Source organism: Hoylesella timonensis 4401737 = DSM 22865 = JCM 15640, assembly GCF_000455445.1.
Taxonomy (GTDB): Bacteria; Bacteroidota; Bacteroidia; order Bacteroidales; family Bacteroidaceae; genus Prevotella; species Prevotella timonensis.
Map to the genome: position 1 here is coordinate 275342 of NZ_HG417093.1, position 25562 is coordinate 300903.

Below are 25562 nucleotides of genomic sequence, written 5' to 3' on the forward strand. Positions count from 1 at the left end.
TGTCAAGACTATCTATTGTCAAGACAAACTATCGTCATAACAAACTATCATCAAAACAAACTATCGTCAAAACAAAACTATCGTCAAAACAAACTATCGTCAAAACAAACTATTGATAGTTCGACATCTCGATTTGTCGAACTATCGAACTGTTGATAGACCAACAAATATGCAATAAAAGGAAAGAACCGGCACCTCATCTCATTACCGCAATAACGCTGAGGGATTTTCTCGTGGTCTTTTCTCTTGTCTTCCTGACATTTCCCTGCTTTTCCTCATCCCTTGTAGCGATGCTCTTGACCACTTACTTTTGCACCCGATAAGTACGGCAACGGGCAGCATAACAGCTCCATTGCCGAGTAACAATATAGTAATCAAAACAATATCAAAGCAATGAAACTCATTATCATCGACCGCAAAGCGTGGGAGCGGCATCGCTCCGAATTTGCAGACTTTATCCACCGTGTGGAAAAACTCATTGGTAATCCTCCTAAGAACGAGCAATGGCTCGACAACGAAGCCGTGTGCAAGCGTTTGGGCATAAGCAAGCGTACCCTGCAATCATACCGAGATACGGGAAAAATCCCTTTCTCCATGATTGGGCACAAGTGTTATTACAAACAGACCGACATCAGCGAAATGCTGAATGAAGTCAAAAAATGAATGAATTATGGCAGAGAATGAAATCATTACGCAGGAAGACCCTCAGATGCAGTTATTTTCACAACTGATGGAAGGTACTTTGAAGAAGTTGGAGCGGTATTGTGCCACAGCTCGTCCGATGTTAGATGGCGAGGTTTACCTTTCGAGCGAGGAAGTGTGCAGCCACTTACGGCTCAGCACACGCACGCTCCAAGAGTATAAAAATGCAAGAATACTTCCATTCTACAAAATCGGAGGGAAGATACTTTACAAACAGAGCGACATACAAACAATGCTTGAAAAGTATTATAATCCAATACCGCAAACAGGTAAGTTATGAGTTAAGTTAAGAAATCAGTCGCGACTTAAGTAAAATGGTCAGTTATGACTTTGGTCAAAAAATTAGTTTCGACCTAAGTCAAAATTAACTTTAGTCAAAAATATGTCAGCTCATAAAGTCAGTAAGTCAAGAAATTAGTCAAAACTTATCTCTTGACTTACTTTTTGAACTTTGAACTCTCGTCTATCAAAAGCACCCCAGAAAGGTTGCTTTATGGAACATAACAAACTATCTCTTTCTTTATACTGGCAAGGTGTGTCTTTGTACCACAAATTATCATTTGTACCACAAAGACCCTTGCCCCAAAAGGGGATTAAATCACTCCAAAGTCGTGATTAGATAACAGAATAAAACATAAGATTAGGCTAAAATTAGAAGTAGCCAACAACAATCGTTACGGACACAGAGAGACAGAGGAAGTGCCATGCTGGGATAGATGGGACACCCGTATGCCCGACGTGAAGGATCAGCTATGAGCCATCGACCTGTACAACAAATCGGGTGCGGTAAGCAAGTCCGATATTGTCCGTGCCCGAATCCTCGGGGAGAATTTCAAGGTAATCATGGTGGACAAGTTTGCCGTGGAATATAACCGCAAACTGTCCGAACTTACTACGAATGTTCACGGAATAGGCGAAACTACAATCAGATGGCGAAACTCTTGCACCTTATGACTGATAAGAACGTACAAAATCTTTTCCGTGAACTTATAAGTTTCACGGAAAAGTTCAAGTTACTTCAGTAACAAACTGTGGAGTTAACAGAGGTCTATCGTCATATTCATATAACAACCCGTTGGCGGAATTAATTTAGTGCATATTTAATTCTGCCAATGGGCCTGTTGTTAATGAAGTTTACGTATAGCAGAATGGTGAGTGCACTAATCTTGCCAATGATTCTGGCAAACAAACCATTCGTTATGCAAGTTCCAAAACGAAGTGCAATAAAAGAGTAACCCTCGCCGAGAGATGCAGACGTTCTCGAAGCGTAGCGAGAGGTTGTCTGCATCTCTCGGCGAGGAAAAAAACAACCAGCAATACAAATAAAAAAGGGAGACCTCTGTCTCCCCAAGATTAATTAACTTTGTATTGTGAAATATCATCAATTAACCTCGGAGCAAAGGTCGCAAATTTTCGCCTTACTCCAAAAGAAAACAGGGAGAAAAGAGATTGCCGCAATCGTCGGCATCAGTCAGTCAACACTATCACGTGAAATTAAACGCAACAGCACGCCATCAGGAAAGTATATCTGGACAAAGGCGCACGATATGGCTATGCAGCGCAGAAAGAGAACGGTAAAGAACGCCAGGCTCTCTAACGAATTAGTCTGGAGAATTAAGGAATATATCACCAATGACCAGTGGTCTCCACGACAAATATCAGGTTATCTGCGCAAGAATGAGAGAATAAGGGTGTCCCACCAATCCATTTATAATATCATTCATAATGATACAACAGGGGAACTTGCCAAACACACAAGGCATAAGATGAAATACAGACATCGTCCCAAGGGCAGACATCTTCCAATTAAAGACAGGTTGAGTATCCATGAAAGAAGTAAGGAAGTTGACGGGAAGAGATTTGGAGATTTTGAGATGGACTTGATCGTAGACCCTGACCAGCATGCCATACTCACACTGGTAGAGAAATCCACCAATATGCTGCTTATGCAGAAACTGCCATTTGGAAAGCAGTCAAAGCCTCTGGCAAAGGTAGTTAGGAAACTGCTGCTACCATACAAGGATATTCTGAAGACCATTACAACAGACAACGGACCTGAATTTGCAGCACATAAGGACATTACCAAGTTCTTAGGCGTGCCCGTGTACTTCGCTGATCCATATTGTTCTTGGCAAAAGGGAGCTATTGAGAATACAAATAAACTAATCAGACAATATATACCGAAAAAGGATTCGTTTGAGCATTATACAGAAAAGAGAATTATGTCGATACAAAAAAAATTGAACGAAAGACCGAGAGAAAAATTAAACTTTTCTACTCCAAAGTGTGAATTCTTCAAATACGTTTTATAATTTTGCACTTGCTGGTTGACTCTGCGGTTATTTTCGCATGAAGATTCGTTGACGAGATTTTCAGAGAATTGCTTGCATATCTCAAGTTTTTTGACGAATTTTGTATAAAAGTTGTACACACGACGGTTTGAACTTAACGTATTGAATACTACTAAGTTACTAAAAATCGACGACATGTGCAACTTTTTATTCATGTTTATCAACTTAAATTAATTCCGCCAACGGGTAGACTTATGAAAAAGCTTATATTTTTAAATAGTTTGTTGTTGCTCTTGCTTGGTTGTAAAGACGAATCGAACATGATTAAATGTAAAGGAATACCCGATGTAAATCAAACGTTTTCTTATATGTATTTCAAAACAGATAACGAAGGATATTTGTTTGGGACATATACAGAATATGGTGAATTATCGGAAAAGGAATTAGAAAATCCAAATAATATTCCAAGATTAATAGACGAAGCAAATATTTATAAAACCACCGATGGAGGAAGAAATTGGATTAAAATAAATTCAAGTTTAAATTACAGTTATTTTAATATATGTACTCAACTAAATGGTTATGTTTATATTTTACGAAATGATGTGAGAAAAGATTATAATTTTAGCATTGCAGTTTTTAGTATAAAAAAAGGATATATTGAAAAAATCATAAAAACAAAACCGATATCTGAAATTTGGAATAATAATAGTAAAGTTTTTTATACAAATAACAGAGGTCCAATAAAGTTATATTCATTAGATAAAAATCAAAATATAGATAGTATTGATATTGAAAATTATGCCTTGCAAGGAATAGGCATAAACGAAAAGTCATATGCAATTTTTAGTAGTGGTAAAACCTCGTATTTTGGAAGTGCAGAAAAAGTGAATAACGAAATAAAACTTTCTATAATGCCCAAAAGTATAGTAAGCCAAGAAAATAATACTGTAATAATTGCTGGCAATAGTTTATCGGATGCAAAAGAAATTTCTTTAATAAGCTATGAACCCTATGCACACCGTTTGAGAGTTATAAAAAAAATCAAGAACTATTCTATTATCGAAAATTTACAATCTAATGATAAAGCAACAATAGGATTTATTGGTAATATAAAAGGTGCTTTTATAGAATACGATTTGCTTTATAGTTTAGATAAAGGCAAAACTTGGCAAATCAAAAAGCTAGAAGAGCCTAACTATATACGCCCCAGTTGTCTAATTAATAACATTGTTTATATATACAGCGGTGGTGCTAGAATGCAAAAAATCGTATTAGAGTAGTGGTTGCATCTTATAAGATGCATAGAAGGCTGGCAATGCTCCAAATTGGGAATTATGAAGACTATCAAGATTACCTGATAAGAAAAAATGTGAAGGTATGGATCAACGTTCTGCCTTCACATTATTGCAATTACTACATGAACACATTCTTTACCCGTTGGCGGAATTAATTTAGTGCATATTTAATTCTGCCAATGGGCCTGTTGTTAATGAAGTTTACGTATTGCAGAATGATGAGTGAACTAATTTTGCCAATGATTCTGGCAAACAAACCATTCGTTATTTTCGCATGAAGATTCGTTGACGAGATTTTCAGAGAATTGCTTGCATATCTCAAGTATTTTGACGAATTTTGTATAAAGGTTGTACACACGACGGTTTGAACTTAACGTTTTGAATACTAATAAGTTACTAAAAATCGACGATATGTGCAACTTTTTATTCATGTTTATCAACTTAAATTAATTCCGCCAACGGGTTGAAATCATATTATGATAGTTATAATCACACCATAAGTGAGCAAGTATCATCTTGAACCATAAATAATCATTAACTTTGCAGACAAAAGACAATAAATATGTTGACACCAATAGCACTTAGAGTATTATCAGATGATAGTGTCGGTAAAAGGAAACTAGAGACACATAAAATATATTATTTGTTAGATGGTTTTAAAATTACAAATGAAGGACATTTATATGTTTCTTCTTATCGCCTTGAAAAGGATATAATTTTTCAGAACTTATTTGCGGATGTAAATAGTCCAGATATATGTATTTCTGCGATTGTCGGTGAAAATGGTTCTGGGAAAAGTTCTTTAGTTGAATTTTATATGCGGTTAGTGAATAATTTTGCAGCAGCCACATTAGGTGAATACCAAACTAACCCTGGATCTCAACATTTACATTACATAAATAACATTGTAGGTGAATATTATTATATGATAGATGCTATTCCGTATAGATTAAAAGTTGTAAGCCGAAATGTAATACTGGAGAGCTATTCCCCAACAGGGAAAATATTAAATGAAATGCACGAATTTGTCTTACATAATACAGCAGACATTTTTGATAATGAAATGAATAAATCATTCACAGAAGACGATATGAGCGAATCACCGATGCAAGAATGGAGATTTCCCAAATTTGCATCGAAACCCAAAAATGATAGTCTGTTAAACAAGCTATATAGTCATTTTTTTTATACTTATATATCGAACTATAGTATTTACGCATATAATACAACTGACTATCATCAAGAAAGTAATAGTGATAGATTAGAAGAATTAATTAGGCGAGAAAAGAAAAAGACGTATGATGTGGAATATAGGAATTGGTTGAATGGTATATTCCATAAAAATGATGGGTATCAAACTCCTATTGTATTGTCCCCATTTAGAACCAAAGGCAATATAAATATCAATACAGAAAATACACTCTCAAGAGAACGGTTAATCACTCTATTAATTATGCCAGAATCTCAATTCCGTGTTATTAATAGTCATCTTGAGGTTACGGGACTTAAATTGTCCAATCGAATGATCGATTATAACGCAAAGTACTTAAATCGACATCTTGGATTTATGAGACTTCAGCAACGAGGTTTTGATAAATTTAAAGACTTAATAGTGAAATATTGGGGAGAGATGATTGCTGAAAATTTATCTAATTTTTCCAATGTGCGTAAAAATTATGAAACTGCTATTGGTTATTTGGTTTATAAAACTTTAAAAATATCCAAACAATATAAACAGTACAACCGTTTCTTCCGAGATCATCAAAATATAGCATATAAGATTGATGAAGAATCTCTTCGTAAGTTAATCATACGTATGAGCATTGATCATTCTCATATTACAAGAAAAATACATCAGACATTAGCATATATAGTTTATGGGAAGTATGATTACAATGGTGATTGTTGTTTCTTTGACATCAATAAAACGTCTATCAATACATCAGACATAATAAAAAGCGAAAAGAAGAAAGAAGAAATTGGTATTGGGAAAATTTTTATTTATTCTGTTGAGGAATTAGTTCCACCCCCATTTTACAATATTCAGATAGAACTTAGAGATAAGGATAGTGGAAATCCAGTATTATTTGAAACTCTCAGTTCTGGAGAAAGGCAACAAGCATATTCTATTAGTGCTTTTCTGTATCACCTTTCCAACCTTGACTCGGTTTGGAATGATTCAAACAAGCAACGAATTGCTTATAAGCATATTAATGTTGTGATGGAGGAAATAGAATTATATTTTCATCCCGAATTGCAACGAACTTATATTAAAAATCTCCTTGAAGGAATCAAACAAATCCAGATTCCTAATATTAGAAGTATTCATATTTCCTTTGTAACGCATTCACCCTTTATCCTATCCGATATACCGAGCCGTAATATCTTGGCATTAAAGATTAATAGTACAGATGTAATGGAAAAAACTCACTTAAGTACATTTGGAGCAAATATTCATGATATACTTAAAGATAGTTTCTTTCTGACAAAGGGAGCCATTGGCGCTTATGCAGAGCTTACCATAAAAAGCATTATTCAAGAAATGGAAGATGCAAAGAAAAATAGAAAAGCTGATGATACAAGGATTCATGAGAAGATTATGCTAATTGATGAGCCCATTATTAGAAATGTCCTTTTAGGTGAATATCATAGAGTTTTTTCTGAAGCAGATAAAGAACAGAAGATAAAAGAATTGCAACGTCAAATAGATGAATTAAAAAACAACTAATATGTGGAATTTAAAAGCGCCGTCATCTGAATTAATCACATGGTATAAAAATACCATGCTTAATGGATTATACTTGCGAATTAAGCAAAGAGATAATGGGGACCCCGTTTTAGAACAAAAGATACAAGATGTGCTTATACCTAAAGTTGAAGATGGCTCAGATGACAAATCAATACTGGAGCACCTATTGCTTTATAAACCTCAAGAATCACACGAACTATGTAATAACTTAATGGGACAAATTATTCCTAATTACGATGAAAATGAATTTCCATTATATCTTGAAGCAAAAAACAAAGGGAACTATCGCGATGTGGCTCAAAAACCTTTATTCCAAAAATATTTTGGAACACTAAAAAAAATACTTGATATATTTGATTACGACGGACAACTATCCAGAAATAAATCACGCTCATATAAGTTGTCCATGGGGCAAGGTCGTAACACTTGTACATATTGTAATCGCCAATATGTTATCACTGTTAATGGAAAAAATGATAAGGAACGAATCGCACGTCCACAATTAGATCACTGGTTTTCCAAAGAATTATATCCTTTGTTGTCTCTAAATATATATAATTTAATTCCCTGCTGTTCAATATGTAATAGTTCAATAAAAAGGAATACTATTTTCAGCCTTGATACCCACATACATCCATATCATGATTTAACCTCTGAAGAACCAGTTTTTCAGTTCAATTATAAATTGGAAAAAGATATGACATATTCGGTAATTTGTGTAAACACAACCGATATAAAGGAACAACATATGCTTAATGATTTTGAAATTGAGAAGCTCTATACATACCACGGAGAACTTGAAGTTAAAGACATACTGTTATTTTTTAAGAAAAATCCAAGTTCATATCTTTCACATTTGCTAAATGACACCTTGAAAGAATATGGCTATACAGAACGTGATATATATAGAATGTTTTTTGGCACAGAATTAGATTCAACAGAAAATCTTAATCGGCCATTTAGCAAATTAAAACGAGATATCCTTACTCAACTTGGTGTACTTGAAAACGGACACATTAAAATTATAAGATAACGTGAGTTCGACGAATTTAGAACAGAGCAAGCTGTGTGTCAATAGTCCTTTGTACATTGATACACGGCTTTTGGGGGAACAGGCAATAGGCTGCAATAGCGCCTAATAAATTGACGATAAAATTGTCAAAGCATCTATGTCTGGAGTGCTCCACCTGTGCAATATTCTTAAGCTCATCATTCACAGTTTCTATAATGGATCTTTTTCTGAGTAAGAGTCTGTCAGAAACGCTCATCAAAGCTCCTTTCATGTTACTATTCAATTTGGTAATAAGTTGTCTTCCATCCACAAACAGCCTTTGGAAGAGATATTTGCCGATGTGCCCCTTGTCGCCGACCAGCTTGCCATATATGAAATCTACAAACACTTTGTATTCCAACGGCTTACGGTCATCAACATCTCCCGGTGTTATCATAAAGTTGAGAAGTTCTCCTTTCTCATTACAAATCAAATGCAATTTGAAACCGAAGAACCAACCCATGGAGCATTTTCCTCTTTGGGCTATACCTTTGAAAACCTTATGAATATGTATTCTTTGGTTCTTGCAGACACGCAGTGGTGTGCTGTCAACAAAACTTATGCCCGTGCATTTTCCTAACAAGACTTTCTTGATAAACAAAGCGAGTGGAATGACAACCTCCCTTTCCAATTCTACTATACGGTTGTATGAGACAACTTTAGGAAACAAATTACGCAGATGCTTACATACTTTTTCAAGATAGAAATGTTTAAAGCAGCGATAACCAGAGTCGTGAAAAAGAATCATTATTAGCATGACTTCTGCCTTTGACATCGAGGAATCTCGATGATACTTTCTTTTTCCAGTAGGCTTTAGCGTATATTTTGCTGTCATTGCATCAAAAAACTTGCAGAAATCATCTGCCATACAAAATATTTCAGTAACTTTGTCTCGGTAATCATAGCGATTTTTGTTTGTAATTGTTTGTAAATCAATACCTAAAAGTTACAACAAATTTCACTAATCACCAAATTTATAGACACTTATAATTCATCGAACTCACGTTAAGATAACATTGCCATCTTTTAATGTTTTTACGGATATGGCTTCTACTTCTGAACGGATTTGTTGCTCCAACGCCGTATATTTTTCTTTTTTCATTCGCAATTTTTCTCGGAACCGTAACAATTGGGGTCAGTCGTAAAACCCAGTTGCATCCCTCCTCTCTTCATGCACATAATTTCATAAGTATTTGTTATCTTTGCATCATGAAGACCGAGCAATTGTTGCGTTGTATCTTTCCAGAGATACTCGCAGATTATTTTGATGTGATAGATATCCAAGAGAACATTTCCCAGATAGACTTCTGGTTGGATGAGCGTAACTTTATGGAAAAAGCAGACCGCAAGGCCGGCACGGTAAGCAGTTACGGCTTTACCGCCGAACGGGTTGTCCAAGACTTTCCCCTTCGTGGCAAACCCGTTTACCTTCATGTCCGCCGTCGAAAATGGCATGACAGTTCCACGGGTGAGATATTCAGTTATTCTTACGATGACCTGACGGCTGAGGGCAGCAAACTATCCCCTGAGTTCGTTTCTTTTTTAAAAGAATAGAATTGAGTCTACTGCGGAGAGCATTACAGGTATCGGCTCTCATTATGGCGTAGACGGTAAGCAGCTTTCCACCCAATACAAGGAGCATTTCAGCGATTATCGCCGGTGGGAGCAGTTGTCGCATGCGGGAGACTGGCTGCTGTTTGATGAGAACCTGGGAGAGAGCCTGAGTATCGATGAGACTTGTCTGAGCAGCGGTGAGGTCTATACGTTTCTGACCAACAAGGCTGGCAAAGGTGGCAGGGGTACTCTGGTAGCTGTGGTCAGGGGAACAAAAGCCGAGGATGTAATCCGTGTTCTGGAAAAGATTGACCTTTCCAAAAGAAAGACTGTCAAGGAGATAACGCTCGACTTGTCTTCCTCTATGATGATCATTGCGCGCACGGTGTTCCCCAAGGCACTCATCACCAGTGACAGGTTTCATGTGCAGAAACTTTACTATGACGCTTTGGACGACATGCGCATAGCCTACCGGTGGATGGCAAGGGACAGAGAAAATGAGGAGATGAAGGAAGCCAAAGCCAAGAATGAAACCTACAAGCCATTCAGATATAGCAACGGTGACACACGCAAGCAACTACTTGCCAGGGCGAAGTTTATACTGACTAAACACAAGTCCAAGTGGACGGAATCGCAAAGGCTAAGGGCGAAAATAATCTTTGAAAACTACCCGGAACTCAAAAAAGCTTATGATCTGGCCATGGAACTTACCGATATTTATAATGCAAGAAGCATCAAGGACGCGGCAAGGCTGAAACTGGCTAAGTGGTTTAACGAGGTAGAGAAGTTGGGGGTGGACAACTTCTATACGGTGATTGACACCTTTAAGAACCATTATGATACCATACTCAATTTCTTTGTCAACAGAGCCACAAATGCCAATGCTGAATCCTTCAACGCAAAAGTCAAAGCCTTCAGGGCACAGTTCAGGGGAGTAACGGATATTCCTTTCTTCCTTTACATGCTTATGAAATTATGTGCATGAGAGGAGGGGTGCAACTGGGTTTTACGACTGACCCAACAATTGCCCGTTCGTGGTTTCATCGAAGAAAAGGTTGTTTGCACGTTGGTATTCTGAGACCTCTGCAAAACCTTCATTTATAGAAATAAAACATTCTTTTCTATGAATCCCATGAAATGGGGGCAATGAAAAAAAATATATAAATAACCTTTTCAGTGACTATCCTGCAGTTTTAGACTATTAATTAGGTAGTTTAGAATTCGAGAATCGAAGAAATTTCATGTCTACAAAGGATTTTTCTAACTTTAATTCTTTTCGTAAGTCCCTCCTAAGCTGATTCAATAATTCTAATGCTGAACTAGAATGGTTTCTTGCTATTTCTTCTATAAACTTCTGTGCTAGTTCAATCTGTCGTGTTGTCCCAAAGAGTTGAATATTAGCAATTGCTATTTCTACATCTGTATTATATCTATTATCTTCTCTACAAGATGCTCTTTCTAACATTTTCCATGCTTCAATTAAGTATTTTATTGTTACTTCTTTCTTCTTAAAAGTAATATTTTTATAAATTGCTAAGAAGTAGGTTACTACTGCGCTAAGAATTACAATTGTAATTTGGGGTACTAAAGTCTCATTCATACTTTATTTGTGTTTGTTTTAAAATAATACCTTAATTCAGCAGCATAAATTCTTGTGAGAACTTCAAGTGTCTGAGAAACAAAGTTTTCAAAACACTTGGATATGTCAGAAATTTCACCTATCTTGCTGCTGCAAACATAACAAGTAAGCAAAAAAAAATGACATGGCAAAGGTAGCAATTAAAAACGAGAATATCACTTCTTTCGGTGGAATTTATCATATTATGGACGTTTTCTCAAAGTTGCATACCGTATTATCCGTTTAGTTGTTATCAAATTATATACTTTAACAGCCCCATCTCGCATATATAGACAAGTAATCCTAAACCTATATATAAGAATTTCTCATAAGGCATATCAACAACTATTAACCAACTATATATATATACTAATAGAAATACTATGCTAAATATGATATACAGAATCTTATTTACTTTACCATATCCATAGGACAAAAAAGTCATGATAAAACCTACTATATATAACATATCATTATAAAGATATAGGATGCCTGAAGCTATATCATGCTTGCCTCGAAATAGTATATGGAATATGTTTGAGATAACAATGTAGGCAAATAATCCTACACTAATAGAAATTATTTTTTTTACAATCATATCCTTTTATTTCCTATTTCCTTTTTTTATTGTATATACTCGCATATTATTAGGTGAATAATCATTCTTTCCAACACCAATTTCATATTGCCCATTAGGCATACGAATTGGTTTTAGTGAATACCTATTTTTCGCCCAATCTACAGAGCGTTTTATAATAGCATTATCATAACTATTACTATTATCTGGGGATGGGAAAAATATATTTAATAAACTACCATTCCCGAATCGCTTGCCCATATCAATCGTTTCTCCTGCCGCCTTTTCTGAGTTTTTGGTCCTTCCTAATACATTTCTATATTCATTCAATGTAAATGGTATTTGACCTATGGCATCTGCCCAATATGGAACCCCTTCTACTTCAACCATTAGATACCCATTTCCAGGATTACCTTCAGCTTTCCAATCTCCACTACCTCCAGTACGATAACTCAACATAGATCTATCAACTTCAGAAAAAGAAATGATATCATCCCATGAAAAATGTGTAAAACTATCAGATTCTCTAATGTTAGTACTTACAAAAAGTAATGGCATATAATTATCTGCAGAAGATTCAAACCATTGAACACCTTCAGCATACAAATCTTTCGCTGTGATATTAGTTCGATTGGCTTGATGATTATCTAATGTAAATAAATAAGTACCTCTTGAATTTATAACATCCAATGTATCACCATTTATATCCGTAAATTTTAAAGGATTACCAAGACAATATGCATAAGGTGTCGAGTTTGGATATTTCTCTGCAAATCTATCCGTACTCATCCAAACACTCAACCTCGGCTCATAGTACCTCGCACCATAGTAGTACATGCCCGTCTCCTCATCAAACTCCTTGGCATTGAAAAGATAAGGCGTGTTCCATGTGTTGTTGCGCTCCTCGATGAACACCTCGCCATACGGTACATATTCAATGTGCTGCATGACCTCACCATCCAAGTTGGTGATGTAGCTACTGCTGCCCAAGTGGTCAGGGTGATAGTAGAACTGCATCCGCTCGTTTGTACCAGCTTCCCCAGCTCTTGTCTTGACCATCGCCCTTGCCTGTGCTGCCTCTGGCGTGTCGTCATCACTACTAAAGCCTTTGCCATTGACATAATCGGGATTGTCCACACCGTTGTATGGCAAATCGAATGTCTTGTAATTGTCCTTGATGGATTGCAACTGCTGATTGTACTTATCCTTGTAATTGATAGTCACACCATCAGCTTCATTGCCTGCATACGGTATTCGTCTTGGGTCTGCGCCATAAGAAGCTAAGTTGCCCAATTTGCTGACAATACGCTGCGAACCTACATAGATGTGCTTGGTGTACTTGCCGCCTTGCCCTGCCACCAAGTATGGGCTGACATAGAGCGAGAAGCGAGCCGTACCAGTGTTACCACCCGAGAACTCGGAGTTGACAAAGATAGCTTCGTTCTCACCGCAGGTCTTCACCGTGCGCTCACCGTCGGCATCATACCAATAGTTGCTCACAAAACCGTTCTCATCAGCTGCCAACAAGCGGTTTTCCTCGTCCCACTTGTACTTCTGCTCGTTTGCCTTTTCATCTTCCTTGCCATCATGCTTTACACGAGAGGTGTTGATGTAGACAAGGTTTCCGTTGGCATCATAGGTGTACTTGTGTCCGTTGTTGATGTTCGTGCTGTCCGTCGGGGTCTCTTCCGTGCGGTAATTGATGTCGCAGACATTGGCCAGTTGGAACTTTTTGCCGTCTTTTTTTTTCCATTGTTTTTGGTTGTAAGATGACAGGAGTTGGAGCTTCTATCCCTGCCTCTATGTCGAGTCTTTAAAAATCTTTGATAATTAGACAGTTATCTTGTTAATAGCTATTCCAAGGAAATACCCTATTACCTTTCAAAATATCTTTTTAAAAAGAATCGTAACATTTTTAACAATAAAATTATCGCATGAATAGATGTAAATAATACCAAATAGAACCACCATGTAAAAGCAGCTCCTCCAAATCCTTTATAGGTTATTAAGTAGTACAGAGGAAATGAATAAGCAACGAGCACAATAGCATTTTTAAAGTTTTTTACCGCTAATAAAAATCCATTTCCATTCTATAAGTAGCAGTATTATGCATACTAAAGAAAGGATGTATGCGATTATATCATCATTCATATTCTGGGTTTATGACATATCTATTTGTTTTTTATCCTTACCACATTACCATTGTATCTTCTTAAATACAGAATTGTTGTCAAACCCCATTACTAATAAATTATATTCATATGGATAATAGATGAAATTTCCATATACAATATATGGCATAGGGGCATTTGACGGTAGCTTCATCTTTTTTTTCGTAATTGTATCTTCAATTTGTTTCTCATACAACCAAGGACCAAATTCTTTTTCAACAAGTTTACATCTTCCTGTAAAATCAATTAGTGCTGATGGATGATAGTCTTCTTTTAAAATCTTTATGTTTATTATTGACAATGTATCTTGAATTTCTTTATTCATATTGCAATATAAAACATCTGTAAAATTCTTTGTGTTTAGACTACATGATGAATTCAAAATAATCATAAAAAGGCAACAAATGTATTTCATAAGATAAACATTTAATAAAATGTATGGCAAGTTTTGTACTTACCATACATTTAAATAATTTATTCATTTTTCCAATCTTGTACTCTGTTGTGAGAGTTATGAAAATCACCCAAAACAGGATAAGATTGATTTGAAGCAGGATTTTGTTCCCAGTGATCAATCAATCCTTGTGGATTATTAACTTCAATATTTTTCGCATTTTTGAATTGTCGCCCAGCTTTGCCAACCTCTATTATTTTTCCTGTAAAAGGAATTCTCGTTTTCCCTCCAGAAACCTGTACCGGATCAAGAGGATCATAAACATTTATATGCTTAACTCTTTTTGTAGCTTGTGAAGATAATTGGTAATCATCTCTGACAGGAGTGTTGATAGTCAAAAGGTTTATTTTTATATTTTTGAATTCGGGCATATCAACCATCATGTTTATAGCCTCAATATCAACATTCCCACCATGACTATGGCCTACCAATGTTAAAGGTTCGTTAACTGGAACATTTTTTCGTAGTTTAAGTATATAATTAACTAACGATTTAGCAGCTTCAGTACGTGCTGATTTACTATTGTCACCAGACCAATTAAAAAGAAAGTTCTTCCTACTGTTGTTAAATGCTTTACGTGCATAGTTAAAAATAGCTTCTTGACTCTTCCACGTATTTGCATCACTCCATGTTCCGTGAACTGCTACAACTTGCTTTCCATTAGGATCAAGTAATTTGATAGGATTACCATAGCAATATAAATAACAATTAAGATTTCTATTATTAAAGACTCCACCATTATGCTCACCGTCAAGATAATTTTCACTATTTCTTGGCTCATAATTGGAAATAGGATCTACACTCATCCACAAACTCAGCCTTGGCTCATAATACCTCGCACCATAGTAGTACATACCTGTCTCCTCATCAAACTCCTTGGCGTTGAAGAGGTAAGGGGTGTTCCAAGTGTTATTACGCTCCTCTATGAACACTTCACCGAACGGCACATACTCAATATGTTGCATGACCTCACCATCCAAGTTGGTGATGTAACTACTGCTGCCCAAGTGGTCGGGGTGATAGTAGAACTGCATCCGCTCGTTTGTACCAGCTTCCCCAGCTCTTGTCTTGACCATCGCCCTTGCCTGTGCTGCCTCTAGCATGTCGTCATCACTGCTAAAGCCTTTGCCATTGACATAGTCGGTATTGTCCACACCGTTGTATGGCAAATCGAATGTCTTGTAATTGTCCTTGATGGATTGCAACTGCTGATAGTACTTATCCTTGTAATTGACAGTCACACCGTCAGCTTCATTGCCTGCGTATGGTATTCGTCTTGGGTCTCCACCATAAGAAGCCAAGTCGCCAAGTTTGCTGACGATTCTTTGTGAGCCAATGTAAATGTGCTTGGTGTACTTGCCACCTTGCCCCACTACGAGGTATGGGCTGACATAGAGCGAGAACCTTGCCGTACCCGTGTTACCACCCGAGAACTCGGAGTTCACAAAGATAGCTTCGTTTTCTCCGCTGGTCTTCACCGTGCGCTCACCGTCGGCATCGTACCAATAGTTGCTCACAAAGCCATTCTCATCGGCTGCAAGGAGTCGGTTTTCTTCGTCCCACTTGTACTTCTGCTCGGTTGCCTTTTCATCTTCCCTGCCATCATGCTTTACACGGCTGGTGTTGATGTAAACAAGGTTTCCGTTGAGGTCATACTCGTACTTGTGTCCGTTGTTGATGTTCGTGCTGTCTGTCGGCGCTTCTTCCGTGCGGTAGTTGATGTCACGGACACTAGCCAGTTGGAACTTCTTGCCCTCATCATTATTATATGTGTAGGTGAGGTCGTAGCCTGCGTTGAGCGTGCCGTTGAACTGTACGTTACTTTGCGTGAGGTGCTGCTTCTTGCTTGTGATACGGTGCATGTTGTCGTAGCCCATGGCAAGGGTGTAAGATGCCGTCTTATTGTCCGCACCTTTGTACGTTCCACTGGCTGTGCTTAGACGATACAGTGGGTCATAAGTGTAGCTGTGGCTCATCTGTCCGCCTACCTTGCCCTTTTCCGGAATTGCCGCCTTATTGACAACAGAAAGTACGTTGCTCACCACGTCATAGCCGTAGGCATTGTCCATGATGGTCTTGCCACCTGCATTGACCGCAAGGTTTTGTAGTCTGCGACGTTGTGGGTCGTAACTGTAGAACGTTTCCGCTCCGTTGCAGTATTTCAAGTAGGTGCGCTGCTCGAACTTATCATAGCCTATCTTATTCACATAATCGTAGCCGTAAGACTTGTAGCCACGCACATGGTCCACCTGTCCACCGAGGTTGTAGCCGTAGGTAACTTTCTCCTCATCGGGGTAAATCATTTCCAAGAGGCGGTTGTGGCTGTCATACTTCCATTGTGTGACGTAGGTTGCCACTGCCTGGTTGGGCACTATCAGCGTGCGCACGGTCTTCAATACTTCGCCCAAATTGCCGTAGTAGTATTCGATGGCACCGCTACCGTCCTCACGGAGCATCAGCCTACCGATACGGTTGTAGGAAGAGTGAATGCCACCATAGTGGTACTTCACGTTGTTTTCCGGATGGTCGGGATAGTTGATGGCTACCAACCTGCCGTAGTCGTACTCATAGTTGATAGTCTTGCCCTCTTTTTTAAGGTTGGCAGTCTGCTTGGTGAGTACGTTGCCGAGATTGTCGTAGGTAAAGGTGGTGATACCACTGGCAGGGTGATTGACCTCCGTGCAGCGGTCGCCCATGTCATAGACGGACGTGGTGATATTGCCCTCGGTGTCTGTTACCTTGACCAATCGATCGATGCCGTCATACTCGAATGAGGTGGTATGTAATCGGACTCCTATGAAATGAACAAAGCTGCTATTTTGCTTGAAATACAAGGAATCCATATCTTCAAAAGTTTTAGTTTCTGGCCATATTTTAGTACATCGCCATTACCTACCAATTTTCATTGAAAGATAAAAGCTGGACGTACTTTCCTGATAAGAAAAAAATCATTGTATTTTTATGTCATTGAAGAACTGCTCGTAACATGACAATCTTGTTTCTTCGACATTATCATAGACAATGGTAATACCATATCTAAAATAATTATCTTCTCTGAAATATTTTTTTCTTTTATTTATCATTTGGTATCCTCTTATACTACGAAGCTCTTTATCCAATACAAATTCACTACAGATTATTTTTTTTGTTAAATCTGTCAAAGGTAAATTAACCATGCTACCACAATGTATTGTTATTATAGCTGTGTCTAAAACACAATTTATTGTTTTAAAATACCCCTCTTCATAATTATCTATATTAATTTTACTTATTCTTGGATACTTGATAATTAAATTCTTATTATTGCATAATATCGTATCCGTTTTTGTTTGAGCTTTTCCTGAAATAGCATTAGTCAAACAAAAGAACAATACCATCAATAACATTTCATTTTTTATTCCTTTTGTCATAATTTTCTTCAGCTTGTTTTACAACTTTATTTATTTGATTTTCTAAAATAGTATTTGTAGGAACTTTTATACTTTCAAAAACATTCATTTGAAGTTCCTCGTCCCAAATTGTATGACCTTCTGACTTATAAGTATGACTTGCTTGTTCGACATTGCGAGTTTTTTCGTAAAAATAGGCATGCCCAAAAGCTTCGTGAGCTGTAGTCTTTACTTGCTGTTTCTCATTCAAAGCGCTTCCCACAAGAATATATACTTTGTCATCGGGTGATGGATTACTTTCTGCATTTGGCATTTCTGTTGTACCTCTGTAATAGTTTCCACCTGTTGCAGAATTATCGTAATAGTCGACATTGTTGTGATCTTTATCGGCGACTTGAAAACTATATACTATTTCACTATTAGCTAATGCTTTTAATGCAGTCATATTTTCAGATGTACTTTTTGATTTGTTCAATCTTTTTTTATCAAGCACTCCGTTTTTATCGAATCTTACATACTTAGCCTCTTGCTTTGTTAATGTATTACTTATGTTTTTCATTGAACGTTCGTCTGCCTCTACCTCCATACCCTTTGGGTCAGTGTATCTTATAGGACTATTAGCACAATATATATATGGCGATATATTTTCATATTTTTCCTGTAATGGATCCGTACTCATCCATAAACTAATCCTCGGCTCATAATACCTCGCCCCATAGTAGTACATACCTGTCTCCTCATCAAATTCTTTAGCATTGAAGAGGTAAGGGGTATTCCACGTATTGTTGCGTTCTTCTATGAACACTTCACCAAATGGCACATACTCAATGTGCTGGGCTACTTCGCCATCAAGGTTGGTGATGTAACTACTGCTGCCCAAGTGATCGGGGTGATAGTAGAACTGCATCCGCTCGTTTGTACCAGCTTCCCCAGCTCTCGTCTTGACCATCGCCCTTGCCTGTGCTGCCTCCGGCGTGTCGTTATCACTGCTAAAGCCTTTGCCATTGACATAGTCGGTATTGTCTTGACCGTTGTATGGCAAATCAAATGTCTTGTAATTGTCCTTGATGGATTGCAACTGCTGATTGTACTTATCCTTGTAATTAATAGTCACACCATCAGCTTCATTGCCTGCATACGGTATTCGTCTTGGGTCTGCACCATAAGAAGCCAAGTCACCTAACTTGCTGACGATTCTTTGTGAGCCGATGTAGATGTGCTTGGTGTACTTGCCACCTTGCCCTGCCACCAAGTATGGGCTGACATAGAGCGAGAAGCGTGCCGTACCCGTGCTGCCGCCCGAGAACTCGGAGTTGACAAAGATAGCTTCGTTCTCACCTGAGGTCTTCACCGTGCGCTCACCATCGGCATCGTACCAATAGTTGCTCACAAAACCATTCTCGTCGGCTGCAAGGAGTCGGTTCTCTTCATCCCACTTGTACTTCTGCTCACTTGCCTTGTCGTCTTCCTTACCATCATGCTTTACACGAGATGTGTTGATATAGACAAGATTTCCGTTGGCATCATAGGTGTACTTGTGTCCGTTGTTGATGTTCGTGCTGTCCGTCGGGGTTTCTTCCGTGCGGTAATTGATATCATGGACACTGGCCAGTTGGAACTTCTTGCCCTCATCACTATTGTATGTGTAGGTGAGGTCATAGCCTGCGTTGAGCGAACCGTTGAACTGTACGTTACTTTGCGTGAGGTGCTGCTTCTTGCTCGTGATGCGGTGCATGTTGTCATAGCCCATCGCAAGTGTGTAAGATGCCGTCTTATTATCCGTTCCCTTGTAAGTACCTGTTGCGCTTGACAAACGATACAGTGGGTCATAAGTGTAGCTGTGGCTCATTTGTCCGCCTGCCTTGCCACTCTGTGGAAGTGGGGCATTGTTCTGAACACCCAACACATTACTCACGGCATCATAGCTGTAGGCATTGTCCATGATGGTGCCTGCCTTGGCATTCACTACAAGGTTCTGCAACCGTCTGCGTGCAGGGTCGTAGCTGTAGAACGTTTCCGCTCCGTTACAGTATTTCAGGTAAGTGCGCTGCTCGAACTTATCGTAGCCAATCTTGCTGACATAGTCGTAACCGTAGGACTTATAGCCACGCACATGATCCACCTGTCCGCCGAGGTTGTAGCCGTAGGTAACTTTCTCCTCATCGGGGTAAATCATTTCCAAGAGGCGGTTGTGGCTATCATACTTCCATTGTGTGACGTAGGTTGCCACTGCCTGGTTGGGCACAATCAGCGTGCGTACGGTCTTCAGGACCTCACCCATCTTGCCGTAGTAATACTCGATAGCACCACTGCCGTCCTCACGAAGCATTAATCTGCCAACGCGGTTATTGGAAGAGGTGGCACTGCCGTAGTGGTACTTCACATTGTTTTCTGGATGGTCGGGATAGTTGATAGCCGTCAATCGTCCGTAGTCGTACTCGTAATTGATAGTCTTGCCCTCTTTTTTGAGGTTGGCAGTCTGCTTGGTGAGTACATTGCCGAGATTGTCATAAGTAAAGGTAGTAATACCACTGGCAGGATGATTTACCTCTGTGCGGCGGTCGCCCATGTCATAGACGGATGTCGTGACGTTGCCCTCAGTGTCTGTTACCTTGACCAATCGGTCGATACCGTCATATTCGAAAGAAGTGGTAATCGTACCATCGGGTCCGCTGAGTTGTTCGGTCTTCACGGTCTTGCCGCTACCGTCGGTATAGGTAGCCTGCTTACCGCCGAGAGCGTCGGTAACGAGTGTCTTGAGGGTGTTGCTGCCCGCATCGGTAGAGTATTCGGTCTTGGTTTCGGTATTATCAGGAAGTGTTACTTTCATGGCACGGTCAAGTACGTCATAAACCGTTACGGTTGGCGATACGTTATCAAAAGCCTTGTTGAAAGTTGTCTTTTTGCCCACTGCCTCCGTTGTTGGATAGTAAGCCTTAGCCACACGCCCGAAAGCGTCATAGACATTGCGTCCGCTGACAATCATTACGGTTTCGTCCTTGGGTGCGCTGCCTTTGGCTGCGGTGGTAACCACGCCGTCTTTCTTCACCTGAACGGGTCGTCCAAAGCCATCCACAAAAGTAACGGTCTCCATATCATCGCTTGGGTGCTGAATGTCGTAATGTTTGGTCACTGCGTATGCTGGTGCAGTGATACCATTGGTACCGAAAGTAGCCTTGGGCTGATAATCAAAGGCAATGATGTACGGCACTCCTGTTGCCAATTCGTTAGGACCACGAACCGCCTTGATGCGTCCAAGGTTGTCGAGGTCGGTCTCATAGTTGAGTCGGTTGAGGTCTGTACGGCGCAAAGCCATGCCATAGCGGTAGTCGAAGTTGCCAGCCTCGCTGCTGTAGCCAAAGGCATCATCAATGCGGGAGACATACATGTTCATTACCGGTTCGTAGTGGTAGCTGTACCACATGCGTTGCCCCTTGACATTGGCAGGAAGCGTAGTCTTGGTGATGTTACCGTAACCGTCGTAGGTATAGTCTGAAACGGCAGTACTATTTCCTAACTGCTGACTAATCTGTGTAAGGTGGTCGGCATAGTTCATGTCGTACTTCGCCGATACGTGGTGGTATGTCTTGCCGTCTCCTCCCGTCACAATGACGTCGGTAGGCAAACCGATGATGTGCTTGCCCTCGTTGGAAGCATACTGAATGGCGGTCTGGTAATCGAACGCCCCCGTACCTTCTTCACCCAATGTGCCTTTGTCGCTGAACTTATAAGATTTGAGTTCACCATGATAACCCGTGAGGTAATACTCGTTCCAAGCTTCAGAGGTGGTGATGCCGCTTGCCTGTCCCTCATACTGCTTATTGGCTGTATAGCGCAGTGGGACAAATGCTGATGCACGGTCGCTGCAGAGTTTCTGCTGCTTGGTAAAGGTGTACTTGTCACCGCTGGCAGTGAGGTAGTAGCCATCGTATACGTTCTTCGTCTCGGTATATTTCTTGCCGGTAGCATCCTCCACTGATGCCGAAAGTTCTTGACCCTGCGTATAATAGGTGGATACGTCATAGAGCTGTACTGCCTGACGATAGATGACACTGTCGCCTTTATCGGTGTCAATATTCTTCGTGATGACCTTACCAAAACCGAGGAACTCGCGCTCGTGACGGTCTTTTTGTCCGTTAGAGTAGGCAAAGAGAGTCTTCATGAGTGGTCCGTCGTCGTGGATGCCATCATCAACGGTCACGGAAGACATCACCCACTTACCACCGGGAAGCCCATAGGTTGGCGCGCTGTGCTGATAGTCGAGTGTGAAGGTTCCTCCGAGGGAGTTAGTGACACTCTTGAGCATGTTTGTCCTGCCGATGGCAGAGCGAGTAACCTTCAGCTCGCTTTCCTTATCAGATTCCAATATGTCGAGATAGCCGTCACCATCTACATCCTGTAGCGAGTAGTGCGTACGGTTGATGCTGTGACCCAGTGACACGTTGGGATTGAGAGTAACCTTAACTGGAATTATTTTCGGTGTAAAGTTCACTGTAAATGCCACATTGCCAGATTCCGAGGTGGAGGCAGTCTCAGAGAGCGATGAAGCTCCTTTCCATAGGATAGGATCGGCAAAGCCATTCCCTAAGTTCAACGAAACCGAAAGTGCGCCATTATTCTTTTTTACCTTATCGGGCAGTCCGTCAGCATTGACGTCCATCAAGTTATACTGCTCACCATTTGTCGTGGTCACGATACTAAGGCCACCAGAAAAACTGCTGGAAGCCTTGTCGAAAAACTTGGCTTTCTGCGCAATATCCTTCTCTTTGGATGATGCTCCTCCACCTAAATTGTGTGAGGTGCCCTCTCCAGTTTGAACGGCATCAATCTGCCAGTCTACAGGGTCTGTAAAGGCATAACCAAGATTTAATCTTACAGTATTATCACTAAGGATTTTGTCTGGGAGTCCGTCACCGTTCACATCTGTAAAGCTCTCCTCGCTCCAATCACGATTCTTGGGCTTGCTCATGGAGACGGACAGTCCTCCCAGAGCATCGCTTATGGATTTGATGTTTGAGGCGGTTTTCGTCCAGCCTGCGGCTTGGGCTATGGTCATGGACAGGGATACTATTGGAGCACTACCAACACCGACTGCTGACCCCTCATTTTTACTAACGATATTTCCTATCCCTTGTAGCTTTTCTCCGCTGATACCGCCAAGGGTATTGGTATACAGGATAGCTTCGTTTTGGACGATGTCTGGATATCCGTCACCATTCATGTCAATCATCGTTGCCTTGGTAATAGCCTGTCCTATGCTTTCATTCTTAGTCAGGAAAGAGAAACCCGTTTGGGTCGTTGTGTTCTTACTTACAACTTTTTGGCTGATAGCCAATGCTCCCGTACCCTGTGCACAATCTGAAGTCTCAGTTTCAACAGAAGCCATATTGTCAAACGGATTCGTCATCTTCACATCCTGTTCCGTCAAGCGGGCAGCTCCCATACTATGATCCGTAAGGAATATTTCCTGTCTTTGTCCTATCCACCTGTCAAGTGATGAGGTATTCACGGCAAGCGGTGTGAATACAAGCGTCAAGGGGTCTATCTTCTGATCTTTGTCACGAGGTAGTGTTAATAGAGATTCATCTATCGCAGAGGCATACCTGTCATTTTCAGCCGTATTATATGTGAATCCTCCCCAACCTCTATAGAGAGGGCCAAAACCTTCGTTGTCCAAAAGTGAGTAGACATTGACTGGTACGGTCTGTTGTGTCATTGGTGTTGCCGAAGAAGAAACCTTCACGGATGCAGTGAGTAACCTGTCCTTCAGGTTGATATCCTCCGAGAAAAATTCCACCCATATAGGCGTATCACTAATATTTCGCACATCTATCAACAAAGTAGCATCCTCTACCACACTATTATTTACATTTACCAAACGCTTGCTCAAAAGGTGTCCTTCCGTTCTCGCCGTCATACTCAGAGAACCTGTGTATCCTGTCAACGGACGAAAGACGAGTGCTGGTTTAACAATCAGCACGCTGTCACTTGGACTAACTTTGTATGGCTCAGCATAAAGAAGGTGGTTGGCGTACATCTTTACTCCTGCTCCAGCTTGGAAGGACTGTGTCTTTCCCAAGGAATCTGCATATTGGACGATGGGCTTCCATTGGATGTCTGCCCACTTAAGATTAGAGGTTGAGGACATCTCGAAACGAAACGTCTTATATCCTGCAGAATTAGGAACAGTGAAATTCAAGTTATCATTATACGCCTGATTCCATGCAATCGTCCGTGAATAAAGTTCACGTCCTGCATCACTCGCATTCTCTTTTACGCCAAAGACTTTTATCGTCAGATCATCTGATGTCAATGGTTTGACGAGCTTTCCTGTTACATTGATTTGGGAAGGGGCATTCTCTGTCTGTGCAGGAGACGAAACCATGTATATAGCACCCTCCTGTGGTTGGTATGTCACAGAAGAAAAACCTTCCGGTGTTGTGTAATCCTTTCCTTGATAGGTGATTTTTGGTGACCAATCTACAAGGTCAAACGCACCGTTGCTCATTTTCTCCTTACCAGACTGTACACGGAAATAAATCTTCTCTCCCTTATGAATGTTGATGGAAGAAACTTCTGCTGAGTGGGTGGCAGCATCTCCCTTGGCAATGTCTCTGCTCCACAGTTCCGTGCCACCTTTTTGTATGGAGACTCGAACACCATCAGACTTGGAATATTCCTCTTCATCATAATCCCCCGAGGGTATAACAAGCTGTACGGCTCCATTTATAGAAATATTTCCATCTCTTGGAGCAACCCACATCCTGACCATATCCACCATCGGAGAATTCCTAAGCAGTTCTGCCTGCTCTTCGGGATCAACCTTTCCGACAGAAGTGTCGATATTCTTTGGGTCGTATATAATAGGACTTGGCGTATCTGCACTTTTGAGGGTAAAGATAGGAATGCCATTGCCTGACTTATCAAATACGATATGGTTAAAATAAACTTTACCGTCTGAGACAAGGTCTACCAAGCCGTCTCCGTTGATATCGGAAAGATATTGTGTAATCTTCGTAGTAGTACGTTCATAGTCTCTCCCGAGTGTTGCCACTGCAGGACTAAACCCTACTTTTGCAGATACGCCACCAGAGAATGTGTGGCTAACCGTCTTTGAAAATCCGGAAACACCAACAATGCGTATGCGCTTCCCATAAATAGTCTTGTTGCCTATACGTATCTGTGGACGATAAAATAGAAACGATCCATTACGGAACACCTTGTCAAGCAGTCCGTCTCCGTTAATGTCCACCATCGTAGATAGACCATTGGCCTTATTATAGTTATATCCGAATGTTCCACCTATCGTGTTACTAGAAAATGGACTGTCATCATCAGGCCCTACACCTGCATACAGACCTCCTCCTGCAGACCAAGAGGAGCTTCCGCCTAAGGCTGTAGTAAGATTTGAGAATACATCAAATGGATTAAATGGTGTGATGAAACTGGCATTAAGATTGTCATCCTGCGTGTTCCAAACCTCTTGTTTATTTTTAAATGGTACATACCCTTTGTCGGACTGTACGTCGTCATAGTAGTCGAAGTTCTGATAGGAAACCTCCGCTCCCGCATCATCAAGGTGTTTCACACCCGTGAGAATGTCCTTATGGAAAGCACCTTCCTTGTAGGCAAAAGCATAGCTTCTGAGTACGGAACCCTGGAAGTTGACTACTATCTTCTCCAACAGTCTGTTGGAAGAGGTGAGGTA

General features: G+C 40.0%; 13 protein-coding genes and 7 pseudogenes. 9 read left to right on the forward strand and 11 right to left on the reverse strand.

Features of this window, described 5'->3' with window-relative positions:
• Positions 1–393: 393 nt before the first annotated feature.
• From BN35_RS05740 to BN35_RS14115, 3 genes and pseudogenes are all read left to right on the forward strand, one after another.
• Entirely contained in the window at positions 394–663 is a 270-nt protein-coding gene (locus tag BN35_RS05740; RefSeq protein ID WP_025064883.1) for a helix-turn-helix domain-containing protein, read from the forward strand.
• 7 nt (positions 664–670) lie between these two features.
• The gene (locus BN35_RS05745) at positions 671–982 is read left to right on the forward strand and encodes a helix-turn-helix domain-containing protein (RefSeq protein WP_021670260.1); all 312 of its coding nucleotides are present in this window, start codon (positions 671–673) and stop codon (positions 980–982) included.
• Between the two features lie 449 nt (positions 983–1431).
• Positions 1432–1727, forward strand: a pseudogene (locus tag BN35_RS14115) (plasmid mobilization protein).
• A gap of 59 nt (positions 1728–1786) precedes the next feature.
• On the opposite strand, the pseudogene BN35_RS13490 reads toward BN35_RS14115, so the two are convergent.
• Positions 1787–1900, reverse strand: a pseudogene (locus tag BN35_RS13490) (IS982 family transposase); the annotation flags it as partial.
• Between the two features lie 172 nt (positions 1901–2072).
• Here BN35_RS13490 and BN35_RS05755 point away from each other — a divergent pair.
• Complete coding sequence (locus BN35_RS05755; protein WP_044071271.1) at positions 2073–3014, forward strand: IS30 family transposase; 942 nt, start codon at positions 2073–2075, stop codon at positions 3012–3014.
• A gap of 41 nt (positions 3015–3055) precedes the next feature.
• Here BN35_RS05755 and BN35_RS13495 read toward each other — a convergent pair.
• Positions 3056–3208: pseudogene (locus BN35_RS13495) on the reverse strand (IS982 family transposase); the annotation flags it as partial.
• Positions 3209–3247: 39 nt separating this feature from the next.
• On the opposite strand from BN35_RS13495, the gene BN35_RS05760 reads away from it, so the two are divergent.
• Positions 3248–4276, forward strand: a complete 1029-nt coding sequence (locus tag BN35_RS05760; protein WP_028901348.1) for a beta propeller repeat protein — start codon at positions 3248–3250, stop codon at positions 4274–4276.
• A 166-nt stretch (positions 4277–4442) separates the two neighbouring features.
• Here the strand turns inward: BN35_RS05760 and BN35_RS13500 are convergent.
• Both BN35_RS13500 and BN35_RS14410 read right to left on the reverse strand, forming a co-directional pair.
• Positions 4443–4568: pseudogene (locus BN35_RS13500) on the reverse strand (IS982 family transposase); the annotation flags it as partial.
• Position 4569: 1 nt separating this feature from the next.
• A pseudogene (locus tag BN35_RS14410) lies at positions 4570–4722 on the reverse strand (IS982 family transposase); the annotation flags it as partial.
• A 131-nt stretch (positions 4723–4853) separates the two neighbouring features.
• Between BN35_RS14410 and BN35_RS05765 the strand changes: the two are divergent.
• Positions 4854–7019 carry a hypothetical protein gene (locus tag BN35_RS05765; protein WP_028901349.1) on the forward strand — a complete coding sequence of 722 codons (2166 nt, stop codon included), beginning with the start codon at positions 4854–4856 and terminating at the stop codon, positions 7017–7019.
• Position 7020: 1 nt separating this feature from the next.
• Complete coding sequence (locus BN35_RS05770; protein ID WP_025072852.1) at positions 7021–8073, forward strand: hypothetical protein; 1053 nt, start codon at positions 7021–7023, stop codon at positions 8071–8073.
• Between the two features lie 16 nt (positions 8074–8089).
• Here the strand turns inward: BN35_RS05770 and BN35_RS05775 are convergent, their stop codons facing one another.
• Positions 8090–8959 carry an IS982 family transposase gene (locus tag BN35_RS05775; RefSeq protein ID WP_025072853.1) on the reverse strand — a complete coding sequence of 290 codons (870 nt, stop codon included), beginning with the start codon at positions 8957–8959 and terminating at the stop codon, positions 8090–8092.
• Between the two features lie 341 nt (positions 8960–9300).
• Between BN35_RS05775 and BN35_RS05780 the strand changes: the two genes are divergently transcribed.
• A complete protein-coding gene (locus BN35_RS05780) occupies positions 9301–9645 on the forward strand; it encodes an ISAon1 family transposase N-terminal region protein (protein ID WP_025072854.1) in 345 nt (114 codons plus the stop codon).
• 1 nt (position 9646) lies between these two features.
• Positions 9647–10630 carry an ISAon1 family transposase gene (locus BN35_RS05785; protein ID WP_458692667.1) on the forward strand — a complete coding sequence of 328 codons (984 nt, stop codon included), beginning with the start codon at positions 9647–9649 and terminating at the stop codon, positions 10628–10630.
• A gap of 216 nt (positions 10631–10846) precedes the next feature.
• Here the strand turns inward: BN35_RS05785 and BN35_RS05790 are convergent, their stop codons facing one another.
• The 6 genes and pseudogenes from BN35_RS05790 to BN35_RS14120 form a co-directional block, all read right to left on the reverse strand.
• Complete coding sequence (locus BN35_RS05790; RefSeq protein WP_025072856.1) at positions 10847–11245, reverse strand: hypothetical protein; 399 nt, start codon at positions 11243–11245, stop codon at positions 10847–10849.
• Between the two features lie 1267 nt (positions 11246–12512).
• Positions 12513–13586: pseudogene (locus tag BN35_RS05800) on the reverse strand (RHS repeat domain-containing protein); the annotation flags it as partial.
• Positions 13587–14036: 450 nt separating this feature from the next.
• Positions 14037–14336, reverse strand: coding sequence for a hypothetical protein (locus BN35_RS05805; protein ID WP_025072860.1), 300 nt, complete (start codon positions 14334–14336; stop codon positions 14037–14039).
• A 149-nt stretch (positions 14337–14485) separates the two neighbouring features.
• Positions 14486–17308 (reverse strand): RHS repeat-associated core domain-containing protein, encoded by a 2823-nt coding sequence (locus BN35_RS13145; RefSeq protein ID WP_025072861.1) that lies wholly within the window; start codon positions 17306–17308, stop codon positions 14486–14488.
• Positions 17309–17413: 105 nt separating this feature from the next.
• A complete protein-coding gene (locus tag BN35_RS05815; protein ID WP_025072862.1) occupies positions 17414–17875 on the reverse strand; it encodes a hypothetical protein in 462 nt (153 codons plus the stop codon).
• A pseudogene (locus BN35_RS14120) lies at positions 17853–25538 on the reverse strand (RHS repeat-associated core domain-containing protein); the annotation flags it as partial. The gene BN35_RS05815 and the pseudogene BN35_RS14120, both read right to left, overlap by 23 nt.
• Between the last annotated feature and the right edge of the window lie 24 nt (positions 25539–25562).

What these genes read in the sequence shown, in the direction of transcription:
- BN35_RS05760 (WP_028901348.1), top strand. Translation starts at nt 3,248, where the DNA reads ATGAAAAAGCTTATATTTTTAAATAGTTTGTTGTTGCTCTTGCTTGGT.
- BN35_RS13145 (WP_025072861.1), bottom strand. Translation starts at nt 17,308, where the DNA reads ATGGATTCCTTGTATTTCAAGCAAAATAGCAGCTTTGTTCATTTCATA.
- BN35_RS05790 (WP_025072856.1), bottom strand. Translation starts at nt 11,245, where the DNA reads ATGAATGAGACTTTAGTACCCCAAATTACAATTGTAATTCTTAGCGCA.
- BN35_RS05815 (WP_025072862.1), bottom strand. Translation starts at nt 17,875, where the DNA reads ATGACAAAAGGAATAAAAAATGAAATGTTATTGATGGTATTGTTCTTT.
- BN35_RS05770 (WP_025072852.1), top strand. Translation starts at nt 7,021, where the DNA reads ATGTGGAATTTAAAAGCGCCGTCATCTGAATTAATCACATGGTATAAA.
- BN35_RS05745 (WP_021670260.1), top strand. Translation starts at nt 671, where the DNA reads ATGGCAGAGAATGAAATCATTACGCAGGAAGACCCTCAGATGCAGTTA.
- BN35_RS05805 (WP_025072860.1), bottom strand. Translation starts at nt 14,336, where the DNA reads ATGAATAAAGAAATTCAAGATACATTGTCAATAATAAACATAAAGATT.
- BN35_RS05740 (WP_025064883.1), top strand. Translation starts at nt 394, where the DNA reads ATGAAACTCATTATCATCGACCGCAAAGCGTGGGAGCGGCATCGCTCC.
- BN35_RS05775 (WP_025072853.1), bottom strand. Translation starts at nt 8,959, where the DNA reads ATGGCAGATGATTTCTGCAAGTTTTTTGATGCAATGACAGCAAAATAT.
- BN35_RS05780 (WP_025072854.1), top strand. Translation starts at nt 9,301, where the DNA reads ATGAAGACCGAGCAATTGTTGCGTTGTATCTTTCCAGAGATACTCGCA.
- BN35_RS05765 (WP_028901349.1), top strand. Translation starts at nt 4,854, where the DNA reads ATGTTGACACCAATAGCACTTAGAGTATTATCAGATGATAGTGTCGGT.